General features: G+C 37.6%; 11 protein-coding genes. 1 reads left to right on the plus strand and 10 read right to left on the minus strand.

Going from position 1 to position 11,856, the window contains the following annotated elements:
- From ACTJJG_RS03815 to ACTJJG_RS03840, 6 genes are all read right to left on the minus strand, one after another.
- Nucleotides 1-2,118: an integrase gene (locus ACTJJG_RS03815; protein ID WP_151764646.1), complete on the minus strand. Its 2,118-nt coding sequence runs from the start codon at nt 2,116-2,118 to the stop codon at nt 1-3.
- Nucleotides 2,111-3,667 carry a site-specific integrase gene (locus ACTJJG_RS03820; protein WP_151764645.1) on the minus strand — a complete coding sequence of 519 codons (1,557 nt, stop codon included), beginning with the start codon at nt 3,665-3,667 and terminating at the stop codon, nt 2,111-2,113. The genes ACTJJG_RS03815 and ACTJJG_RS03820 overlap by 8 nt, the downstream gene beginning before the upstream one ends.
- Nucleotides 3,660-4,886, minus strand: a complete 1,227-nt coding sequence (locus ACTJJG_RS03825) for a site-specific integrase (protein ID WP_440608913.1) — start codon at nt 4,884-4,886, stop codon at nt 3,660-3,662. Before ACTJJG_RS03825 ends, ACTJJG_RS03820 begins: the two co-directional genes overlap by 8 nt.
- 155 nt (nt 4,887-5,041) lie before the next feature.
- On the minus strand, nt 5,042-5,629 hold the full coding sequence (ssb, locus tag ACTJJG_RS03830; RefSeq protein ID WP_005804461.1) for a single-stranded DNA-binding protein: 588 nt from the start codon (nt 5,627-5,629) through the stop codon (nt 5,042-5,044).
- Between the two features lie 51 nt (nt 5,630-5,680).
- Nucleotides 5,681-7,045, minus strand: a complete 1,365-nt coding sequence (locus ACTJJG_RS03835) for an MFS transporter (RefSeq protein ID WP_005078603.1) — start codon at nt 7,043-7,045, stop codon at nt 5,681-5,683.
- A gap of 146 nt (nt 7,046-7,191) precedes the next feature.
- Nucleotides 7,192-8,274: a DUF475 domain-containing protein gene (locus tag ACTJJG_RS03840; RefSeq protein WP_005066886.1), complete on the minus strand. Its 1,083-nt coding sequence runs from the start codon at nt 8,272-8,274 to the stop codon at nt 7,192-7,194.
- Between the two features lie 262 nt (nt 8,275-8,536).
- Between ACTJJG_RS03840 and tenA the strand changes: the two genes are divergently transcribed.
- On the plus strand, nt 8,537-9,211 hold the full coding sequence (gene tenA, locus ACTJJG_RS03845; protein WP_032057178.1) for a thiaminase II: 675 nt from the start codon (nt 8,537-8,539) through the stop codon (nt 9,209-9,211).
- Between the two features lie 49 nt (nt 9,212-9,260).
- Here tenA and ACTJJG_RS03850 read toward each other — a convergent pair whose 3' ends face one another.
- The 4 genes from ACTJJG_RS03850 to ACTJJG_RS03865 form a co-directional block, all read right to left on the minus strand.
- Nucleotides 9,261-9,602 carry a GlpM family protein gene (locus ACTJJG_RS03850; protein WP_000263326.1) on the minus strand — a complete coding sequence of 114 codons (342 nt, stop codon included), beginning with the start codon at nt 9,600-9,602 and terminating at the stop codon, nt 9,261-9,263.
- 52 nt (nt 9,603-9,654) lie between these two features.
- Complete coding sequence (locus ACTJJG_RS03855) at nt 9,655-10,008, minus strand: DUF1304 domain-containing protein (RefSeq protein WP_005066877.1); 354 nt, start codon at nt 10,006-10,008, stop codon at nt 9,655-9,657.
- Between the two features lie 64 nt (nt 10,009-10,072).
- The gene (locus ACTJJG_RS03860) at nt 10,073-11,050 is read right to left on the minus strand and encodes a zinc-binding dehydrogenase (RefSeq protein WP_032062504.1); all 978 of its coding nucleotides are present in this window, start codon (nt 11,048-11,050) and stop codon (nt 10,073-10,075) included.
- Nucleotides 11,051-11,053: 3 nt separating this feature from the next.
- Nucleotides 11,054-11,656, minus strand: coding sequence for a TetR/AcrR family transcriptional regulator (locus tag ACTJJG_RS03865; protein ID WP_016143753.1), 603 nt, complete (start codon nt 11,654-11,656; stop codon nt 11,054-11,056).
- Nucleotides 11,657-11,856 lie beyond the last annotated feature (200 nt).

Here is an 11,856-nt window from a genome sequence, read left to right on the forward strand (position 1 = left end):
TCAAATCCATAAATCCATTTGTAATGCAGGACTGAGCAAATGTGGTTCATCCTCGATCTTTTTACGTTGAGTATTCTCAATAACGGGGATACGTTTACGACCTGCTTTTTGATACGCTAAATCGAGATGTGTAACATCTTCAGAAGGGGGCAGACTCAAAGGTATTCCATCGGGAATGTTTGGATCATCCAATAGAGTAATCATCTGTTCACAACGTTTAATTGTAAGCTCTCTAGTTTGCAACCAGACCGTTGCACCAGTAACATTTTTACTAACAGCCTCCTTATCCTTTGCCCATAAGATTTTTTCTTTTCTAAGTCGATCTTGAAGCCGTTTTTTCTTTTCATCATCCCCCTTAATACAGACATGCTCTGTACAATTAAGACAGTTTCTATACTTTAGGCAGGGTTCATCAATATAAGAATGTGTACAAAGTCCAAACTCGGTAGTATGCATGGACAATGTTGTTTTGGTATTTAGCTCTTGCAGAGTTCGAGGTGTAGCTATTTGGAATGTAAATGTACTATCAGTATTTACTGTACCAACCTCATTTTTCTGCATCTCAATTAAGCCATAATTACGATCTTCAACCGAAGTATGGTCATATACTCGATTTTGCTTCATATCAGCCCGCCCTGACCATTTAGCGAGTAACATGCTATCCATTCCATTGGTATTTGCTATCGTATTCAATAAATGTCGAAACTGATGGGTAGACATACTATAGTCACCATATCCCCACCGTTGAAAAATAGATTGGACATTTGATAACTCATCTTTTCCTCTTAATTTCTTTTTAGTTGGTGATAAATCTTCATTTAAAGTATCAATATGTGGCATCCATAATTCTGAGTAAATAGTTGGTTTATCACGATGGAATTGGTTTGCGAAACAACAAAATAAAGCTTCAGACCATTTAACCTGTACACCATTACCCGTTTTAAACGGTATATAGGGAAAACCTTTAGGTAGTCTATTTCGCAGAATAATATTTAAATCATTCAGGCAGACTTCGTAATCACTAATAGGAATACCTCTAGTTTTTAAAAAGGTTATACCAGCTTTATTCGAGTTTTCATAAGAAGATATATCCAACCCCATCGCTAATAGTACCTCAGAACGCTTTAAAAACTGATCATCAGGCACTTTAGGACAAAGCTCATGTCTTGGAAATTTATCACTTGTCTCAAGCAAATATGCTAAATGTCTAGACTTTTCTGACATCTTAATCAAACGTTCAATAGCCCGTTTTACCGTTGGGATCATGACACTTGGAATGTATTTAATGTCATGCCCATAATTTTTCTGAGCATACCACCTAATACCTAATACTGTCTCAATATTAGAACCATCTGCTGTAAGCCCTAAACTGCTCTTAGAAAGCGTTTGGACTTCTTCCTCGTGGACACAATTATGCTTTAGGAAAAATAGCTCTGATGCTCGTTCTGGCGCAGCTAGAAGCAAACTCACAGCACTGGTGACAAAAATATCTCTATCTGACAACTCTGAATCCTTTCGTGAGAAAATATCAGCTAATGCAAAAATCGCATCCTCATCTGGAAGTTTAGAAGCTCGATGTTCCTCTGACTCTGCATCTAACACAATTGATTTTTCAGAAGGCTTTTTAATTGGACTTTTCCAATCTGGTAAAGCAACTATTTTTAATTGGCGAAGAAAATCCAATAGAATCTTTAGTTGCCTACCTACATGATAAGCAGTACCCGCTTTATAGTTTACCTTTGCATTTTCAGCAGCTAAGTCAAAATCTGCAATAACCAATTTAGTTAAATCAACTTCACCATATCGGTCTAAACATATTTGTTCTATTGCTCGAATTGAAAGAATTGTATCTTGAGTTTTTAACTTACTATTAGTCCTTTGATACTTAACATACGCCTTGGCAAATTCTAGAATTGAATGATGCAAAAGATTTTCAGGTGATCTATCTTTGGATGAAATACCTGTTTTGACAAAGTTTACTTCGCCTTTCCAATAATTCTCATCAAATCTAATATCTTCATTTAATTCTGATAATTGTTTAACAAAATCAATAAACCGCTTAATTTCGGAGTAAGGAGATTGGATTTTGTCAGATGGAAAATATATTAAATTATCCATGATTAAACTCCTTACAAGCATCAATAACTTGCTGAACAGCAATAATTGTTCGATCATTCACGGCAGCGACTTCAAGGCTACACCCCATCGCAATTAGATCATCTCGTTCTTTTATTAATTGCTCTAGAACTAGATGGTGAGGTGCATTTGCCCAAGGCATAAACTTGCTACACAGATAACATGCGATTGGTGCGTAATCGTTACAGTATTGATGTGTACCACATGAGCCGACATCACAATCCTGTTCTACACAAGAAATTCTATTCGCATCTTTAACTTGTGATTGAGCCTCAATCTCATCCTTTACAACTTTTCCCTGAAAAGCATCTGCATATTTGCGTAAACTTTCATCCATGATAGATGATATTTGTTGTGCAATTTCAGGAATACTTTGCACATAGCAATGCGCATTCTGGGTGTCATGATGATCTAACAGCTTTGCAATAACATTCACGCCTGCTTTTTGCCTAGCAGCATTTGTACCAAGCGTGTAGCGAAACCTATAAGCATTAACAAATATTGGCTTACCTGTTTCCCTTGAACGAACACCAAGCTTTCTTACCGCATCTTTTAATTTTTGAGTTAGTTGAACCGTAGGCAAATGAATAATTTCATTCGGTAAAATTTTCGAAATTTCCTTTTCATCGCCCCAATCTAACTCTGTTAATTTTTCAAGATCATAAAATAATGGTAGTTCATCAACTTCCTGTTTTAATAATTCTCGATTAATTGCATTACTCAATGTTTGTTCCAGAATCCGAATATGCTCAAATAAAATTTGAGCGATACTTTCACGAATTCCAACTTCACTAAAAGCAAATCGGAATCCACTAGCACCTCTAACTTTAGCTCTCGGAATGTTAAGTATATGAACTTCATTTTTATCATTAAAATTATACTTATCCGATACGTATAAGTCTTTTATCTTTAATCCTGCAATTTGGATTGGTCTTCTACCAGTCGCACAGAAAATACGAATTAAAGCAGCCTCGTAATAAGAAATCTTATTTTCTGCTAAATATTCGTTGGTTCTAGTGATAATTGCTTGAAATTCAAATGGGCTAAATGGGCCTTCATCTGGATCAAGGGAAAGGACCGCTGCTCCTTTTTCATTGCCACTTAATCTCCATGAATCCATTAAATCATAAATTTCATCATCTACTGAGGAAAAACCCAAATCATATAGTTTTTTCAAAAAAACTCTTAGCATTGCTACTTTGTATTCATCCTTTTTTGATGAATAAAAATTTTTATAATTTAAAAGACCTTTAATTGAAAAATGATCTTCTCCTGTAATATCAGAATATTTACCAATATATTCACACATGTTTGCTGTATGTGAACTTGAGCTATACTTAGCAAAATGAGCCAAAGTCATGACAATTTCTGATTGAACAGAAAATTCATAATTTCGTACTCGAGAGATATCTATAGTTTTATTGATATCTAATACCCATTTCTGATCATCGATACTAAATTCATATCCTTTGAATGAGGTAAAGTTATTTTTTGATTCATCGAAACTATCGGTTTGAATTGATTTATTCATTTTCATCCTCAAATTTTTCTTGGATACTTAAAAAAATCTCTACAGCACGCTTATTCTCTGCACGTCTTGAATATCTTCTTGCACTTTGTGAGTTAGGTATCCATCCCATCAGATATGCACGATCATTTTCAACTTGTGATTCTGTTATTTTTCCTGTTTCCACTAGGATGTGTGACTTCTCAGAAAATTTATCATTCCAAGTATTTCTAAATGCATGTGCATGTACATTGAATTGAACGACTTTAGAAATTTCAGAAAAGATTTTATCTAGAGCTTTTATTGATAAAGGTTTACCTTTATTTGATAAAATCAAAAAGTCTGTTAGCTCTGCATTAGGTACTGTTGACCTATAATTTAAAATATAAGTTTCTAATTTTTTCTTTAAGTTTTGATTGACTGCAATTGATCGACTTCTAGTTTTAACCAACGGCTGATATAGCCTAGAATCACTTCCATCATGAGGATTACGCTTAATAGTAAGATACGATGTACCACCTTTAGAGAGGGTTATATCTGTAATTTTTAAATTTAATAATTCACCTTTACGGCATCCAAGATATAAAAACAAATAGATAATCAGCTCATTTCTATAAATAAGATAATCTGATGTCCAGATACGATTCTGATTATCAGGATCAACCGCCTTGAAAATTTTATTTAATTGATCATTATCAAAAGATTTGTATTCAGACCGAGTATCCATGGACTTACGAGGTCTACGAGATTTTAACAAACGTTTTGTACTTGTTATTGCTGATGAATGAAGATGCGTCTCAAACCATCCAATATATTCAGCAAAATTAGTTAACCGCCGATATATTAATTGTTTAGATACATAGTCCTGAGTAACAACCAATTTTGCTCTAGATCGCTCTTTATTATTACTTTTTGGAAAACTTATGATCTTTTTTTTTGAAGCTGCCCCGCCTAATCGACTACGATTGAAACTGGTTAGATTTACTATAGCTTCTATTTCGTTTAGTTTTAAAAAATCTTTACTTTTTATCCTTTGTTCCAAGTCAATTCCTAACTTATCCAACAACTGAAAGAGCAACTTAATATCTTCCAAAAAAGCAGAAATTGTATTGATTGATTGACCACGATTTCTTAAATGAATGATCGTATATAAATTTGGATAAGTCATAGGAACACCATCACTATTCAAAAGAACAGCAAATCTCTCACCACTACTCATTACAAATCTTTTAACAGACATCATAGTTAAATTTAACAAAATATCTAAGTATTAAATATCATAAGATATAAGTAAAAAAATTTACAGAACCATTTCTAGTATCTGTAAATTTTATTTGTAACTAACTGCTAATAAAGAATAATTTTATAAACTTTACAAAACTATATCTCTAGTAGGTGTCAGAACGGTAAATCGTCGTCTAAATCAGCTGGTGCAGAAGCCGGTTGTTGCGGAGCTTTAGGCGCAAAACCACCCGCTTGAGGGTTGCTTCCACCATTACCGAAACCACCTTGGCTACCATAACCACCGCTGTTTTGGCCGTAGCCGCCACCTTGGTTGTTATTGTTTTGATAACCATTACCACCTTGTTGAGGTGCGTTAAAACGTGGTTGATTAAAATCATTACCACCAGCGAAACCTTGTTCACCTTGTTGACGAGCATCTAACATTTGCATCTGGTCGCCACGGATTTCTGTAGTGTAACGCTCTTGGCCATTTTGGTCTGTCCACTGACGTGTACGTAATGAACCTTCAATATAAACCTTAGAACCTTTACGCAAGAACTGCTGAGCAATTTCCCCTAAACGGTTATGCAAAACAATACGGTGCCATTCTGTTTGTTCTTTACGTTCACCGGTATTTTTATCAGTCCAAGCTTCACTTGTCGCGATTGAAAATTGGGTCAACGAGCCCCCATTTGGAAAAGTTTTTGTTTCAGGATCACGACCCAAAGTACCAACCAAAATAACCTTATTTACACCACGCATTAGCTGTCTTCATCCTATACATTTCTATGTTTTACTTTATAAGAGTTATGCTTAAATGGCTACCTCTTTACCGAACAACTGCGTTAAATCACGTCGCGCAGCATCATCTAGAGACTGTTTATCGACTTTAATATAAGCAACTTGCTGGTCAGGCATCACCACAACTTCTTCGATACCACGAATTGCCAATAGCTGTGTGGTCCACTCATTCACCTGTTGCACTTGCGGCAATGGCAACACAATCGATGACAAATACCGCGGCTGAGCTAAACCAAAACTAATTAGCAACCATATTATAGCAATCCCTGCTAAGACACTCCATCCAATCGCAGTATTATGTAACATCAATAATTGACCACCTAGTGTGCCACCAAAAAAAGCGCCTAAAAACTGACTACTGGCATTTACGCCCATAGCCGTTGCTTTTGACTGGATTGGAGCAGATTTTGACAGCCAAGAAGGCAATAAAGCCTCCATCACATTAAATGCAATAAAGAAAATACCTAGGCCAGCAAGCAAGACATATTTGGATTGATAACCAAATATGAGCAGCAGCAAACCTGCGATAATGCCTGTAATTGCTGTTAAGAAAATCCCGCGCATTTTGCGATATTTTTCAGCGATGATGATGCTTGGAAATGCAAAGAACAGGCTAATGACTAATAGCGGTAAATACACCAAACCATGACTTGCTAAAGGAATATGTGCAAACTCGATAAGTTGTGAAGGCACATAAATAAACATGGCAGTAAGTAATAAGTGCAATGCAAAAACCGAAACGTGCAAACGGTTTAAATCACCCATTTGAATGACTTGCTTAAGCTGTGCCATGTAGCCTTGCTGATAATTACGATGATGACGAGTGACTTTAGGTACAAGCAATAACATCGCAATCGCAATCAAGCCCATAATGGTTGTCACAAAGAACAAACCAGAAATGCCCACAAGGCTTGTGAGCCAAGGCCCAAGGCTAAAAGCGACCACGAAAGACAGACCAATACTCATGCCCATTGCAGCCATGGCTTTAGTACGCTGCTCTTCACGTGTCACATCGGCTAAAAGCGCCATCACGACTGCTGAAACTGCACCAGCACCAGCGATAGCACGACCAATAATTACGCCATAAATCGTGTCAGATAAACCCGCAATTGCACCACCAATCGCAAACAGTAATAGACCAAAGACCACAAGTGGTTTACGGCTAAAACGGTCAGCCAGTAAGCTAAATGGAATTTGCAAAATCGCCTGACTTAAGCCGTAGACACCTACAGCCAAACCAATGAGTGCTGGAGTCGCATATTGATATGACTGCCCAACTACAGAAAAGACAGGAATAATCATGAACAAGCCCAACATGCGTAGCGCAAAAATACTACTTAAGGCAAAAGTTGAGCGACGTTCCAAAGCATTCATCATATCAATACACGTTATCAAACTAGGTAAATTATAAGCCGATTCGTTTCTAAAAATACGGAACACCTTATTTAAAATAACGATTTGGGCTTAAAAAAATAAAGAGGCATTTAGCCTCTTTATTCTATCGAACTTTACTGAAAATTAGCTTAAGGCGATTGTTGCTCGCGCTTTGAATATTGAATTGAAGCAATAACCGCCCAAACAATAAACGCTACACCAATTAAACCAGTAACAACTTCAGGTACATGTACGCCTGTACCACTTGCAATCATAATGAATGCTAAAGCACCGATCGCATAATGCGCGCCATGTTCCAAGAACACATAGGCATCTAGTGTGCCTTTTTCAACAAGGTAAACTGTCATTGAACGGACAAAAATAGCGCCGATCGCAAGGCCCAGCATAATCACGACAACATCGCTGGTAATCGCAAATGCACCGATTACACCATCAAAACTGAATGATGCATCTAACACTTCAAGATATAAGAAACCACCTATACCCGCTTTAACTACGCCAGAAGCCGCGCCCGATCCATCTTTCATAATAGCATTGCCATCTTCGTCAATTTCAGGCTCACCACCTAACATATGACTTAATACTTCAACGCCAATATAAACCACAATGCCCCAAATACCAGCCATAGTCACCACAAGGCGCTGCGACTCATCAACATTTGCTGCCATAATTAACATCGCAATTAGAGCAATAAAGACAGACATTGCTGGTACGCTTGCTAAACTAGAAAGTTTAGCTTCAAGCCATCTGAACCAATGGGTTTCTTTTTCTTCATCAAAGAAGAAGTTTAAGAACACCAATAATAAGAATGTTCCACCAAAAGCCGAAATTTCAGCGTGATGTGCCATTAAACGTTCAGAATAGGTTTTCGGATCATTGAGTGCCAATTTAGCTACTTCAATCATTCCCATATCCGCAGTCACCGCAACAATCGCCACCGGGAAAATTAAACGCATACCAAAAACGGCGATTAAAATACCTACCGTTAAAAAGAGCATTTTCCAGAACGGATCCCAATTACGTAGAACCGATGCATTTACGACAGCATTGTCAAAAGATAAAGAGACCTCCATTACAGCTAAAATGGCTGTAATTGTTAAAGCTTTAAGCATGGTAGACACGCCCGCTTCAGGTCCATGGGTAAAACCCCAATACGCGGATAGTGCTAAACACACCACCGTAAAAAATATCGAAAATCGGAAATGCTTCATGGATCAGACCTATACCAAGAATAAATTTAATCTTTCTTAAAAACCGCCGCTATTATATCGATAATTAACCACAAAACGATGTTGTTTTGTGCCGTTATTCCATTTACTTTATCTCTCTGTTTAATAAAGAAATTTATAATATTTAATTAACTCATTAATCGTATTAAATATTTTCTTTCGATATATCTATCATTATTATTTTTGTATTTTAAAATTGATTTAAAATCTGGTTCAGCTGTCTTAATTTAAATGGAATGTTTTTATGCTTTTTTCTCAAGAACTTTGGCAACGCAATTTAAATTTATATCAAAAAATTCTCGACCTGCCTTTTAATCAGGAACTTGCTAACGGTACTTTAGATAAAGAAGCTTTTTGTCATTATGTTATTCAAGATGCTCAATATTTAGTGGCCTATGGTCGTGTGCTTGCTGTTGCAGCAGCAAAGGCCTTTGAGGCTGACGATATTATGCAATTTTCAGATGCAGCTAAAATTGCAATTGTGGTTGAACGTAGCTTGCATGATGACTTCATGAAAAACTTTGGTGTCACCAAAGAAGAATTTAAAAATACGCCGTTGACCTTGGCAGGCCATCATTACACTTCATTTTTGACAGCAACTGCTTGGTCTGAAAGCTACCCTGTTGTACTTGCTGCACTTTTACCTTGCTTCTGGATTTATGCTGAAGTCGGTAAAGACATTGTAAGTAAGTCAGTCCCGAACAATCCTTATCAGGCATGGATCGATACCTACGCGGGTGAAGAGTTCCATACAGCGGTTCGTAATGTGATTGCGACAGTAGACAAGGTTGCCGCACGTTGTGATGCAGATACTTTAGAGAAAATGCATGCAGCCTATACCATGGGTGCAAAACTTGAATGGTTATTTTGGGACAGTGCTTACCATCAAAGACAATGGTTAGGTTTAGATCAGATCTAAATCAAGATGAGCTCTGACCATTTAATTCATTAAATGGTCAGTCTTTAATTTAACTTTGAAACAATTGCCAGCCGTAAATCAAACCTGCCGCAGCCACAACCCAGCATAGTGTTGCGACTCCTAGACAAGACCACATCGACATACGCGTTGCCAGCACATAAACAGCAGCTAAATAAATGGCATAAGGAATCAGTGACCATAGACCAAACAAAGCAGTTTTTTGTAATGCCTCTGCCCCTTTTTGTTGAAAAACAATCACATGAGCAATTAAAGCAAAGGTAGGAAAAAGCGGGACTAAACCCGCAATATAAAATGCCTTACTTTTCGATAAAATCGAAATAATGAGGACAACCCCGGCCCCCAACATACACTTTAAAAATAACGCCCACATGCGCTGATCCTATCTGGTCATTTCCATTTCAAAACGCTGTATTTTGCGCTTTTTAAAGAAAATTAACAGCGACCAAAGCAATTAAAGCAGGAACTGCTTGAATATAAATAATCTTTTTGCTGGCAGTCAGACCGCCATAAATACCTGCAATCAGTACACAACCTAAAAAGAAATTAGCAATTGATGTTGCAAATGGTGCATCAACTAATAAGGACCAGAATAAACCCGCCGCTAAAAAGCCATTATAAAGACCTTGGTTCTGTGCCATGACTTTGGTGAGTTTTGCTTTTTCGGCATTATTTCCAAAGGCTTTCATGCCATAAGGCTTGTCCCACAAAAACATTTCTAACACTAAAATATAGACATGTAATATTGCGATAAGTGCAATTAAAATTTGTCCGATCATACAATTTTCCTTTTTATTTTAAAGATATGAAAAAGATCAGTCTCTCGACTGATCTTTTAGTGTTTTACGGTTTTAACAACACTTTGCCTTGACGAGCACCTTGCGTTGCTCTTTGAGCGGCAGTTTTAATCTCATCAAAACTAAATACACCTTCTACAGGCAGAATTAATTTTTTCTGAGTTGCTAACGTTAATAACTCAACAATGAGTTCTTTTTTGCGTTCGGCAGGCATTTCTTTGTTAACTACACTCGCCCAGAAACCTTTTACTGTCGCTTGTTTAAAAATCAAATCACCCGATGAAATCTGCATGGTTTCGCCAGTCATACTACCGAACGAAACGAGCAAACTATTTTCACTGAGTAAATTCAGCATTTCGCCACTTGCGGTTCCTCCAATCGAGTCCACACCAGCAATAAGAGGTTGGTCGCCGTGAATCTGTTTAACTTGCTCTTTCCAGTTAGGCTGATCAGTCGCAACAACATACTGAATACCTAATGCTTGCATCTCTGCAATCGCATCAGTACGACGAACTAAATTAATTACAGGTAAGCCACGTGCCTGTGCAATCATCGCAACTGTTTTACCGACTGCACCATTTGCCGTGTTTTGAATGAGCCATTGACCCGGTTGAACATTTACAAAGTCGAGTAGCATGAGAGCACTAATTGGCATACCAATCAGCTGTGCTGCTGTTTCATCATCAATTTCATTATTGAGTGGAATAAGCCCTTGTGCTGGTGCAATAAAGTATTCAGCCCAACTGCCATGCACAGCTGCCACTGCAATACGCTGCCCTACCTGTACATGAGAAACGCCTTCACCCAATGCATCTACAACACCAACCGCTTCACTACCACCAATCGCAGGTAAGGTTGGCTTGTAGCCATAGCTTCCACGTACTGTCCATACATCATGATTATGAATTGGAGACATGATGGTTTTAATACGCACTTCGCCTGCTTTTGGTTCTGGCTTTGGCATATCCGCCTGCTCTAAAACGTCTACAGGTTCGCCAAAATTACCATGGATAATACTTCGCATGCTTTATTCCTCTATCGGTTTTATGAGTTGTTGGGTCGTTTCTAAAGCTAGATGTAGATGTGCTTTGTCTTGCGACAATTTTGTGAGTAAAGCAGCACCTAACCATAACTGATACATGACTTGCGCAGTTTTTAAAGGCTCAATATGTTTTGGAATTGATCCTTCTTGTTGTCCTTCTTTGAGTAGCAAAGCCAAACGTTGCGTTAGTTTGTGCACGCCATCATTGAGAATTTGACGCATGTCTTCTGACAAGTCAGAAACCTCTGCCGCCAACTTCACAATCAGACAGTTTTCAGCCCAACTACCGTTTACGGGATCATCAATCCATGCCTGCCATAAGGCCATTAAACGAGCATGGGCACTTTGTTCACTGTGCTGCCAAAGTTGTTCCATACGCACTTTATAATCAGCCATATATTGCTCTAACAGCGCACAGCCGAACGCCTCTTTCGAAGCAAAGTAGTGATAGAACGAACCTTTGGGTACGTCACAAGCTTTTAAGATCTCTTGCAAACCAACACCGACAAAACCTTTACGTAGTACCAGCTCAAAGCTCGTATCTAAAATGTGTTGTCGCGTGGTTTCACTTTTATTTAATCGTTTCATGCACACATCATAAACAACTATTAGACCAGTCGTCTAGTAAAGTTGTGTTGCTGGTTAAAATTTGCTTAGAGTAGAAATCTGAAGTAAGGAATGTTAAAAATACAATCTGCTTATTTAAACAAATTTTGTCGATTGTCGTTTAACCGTCACAATTTGTCGCTTTAAATCATTTTGTACCACTTGAACAATTTTAAATCGTT

Origin of the sequence: Acinetobacter sp. 22512 (assembly GCF_052044755.1) — a bacterium.
GTDB lineage: Bacteria > Pseudomonadota > Gammaproteobacteria > Pseudomonadales > Moraxellaceae > Acinetobacter > Acinetobacter pittii.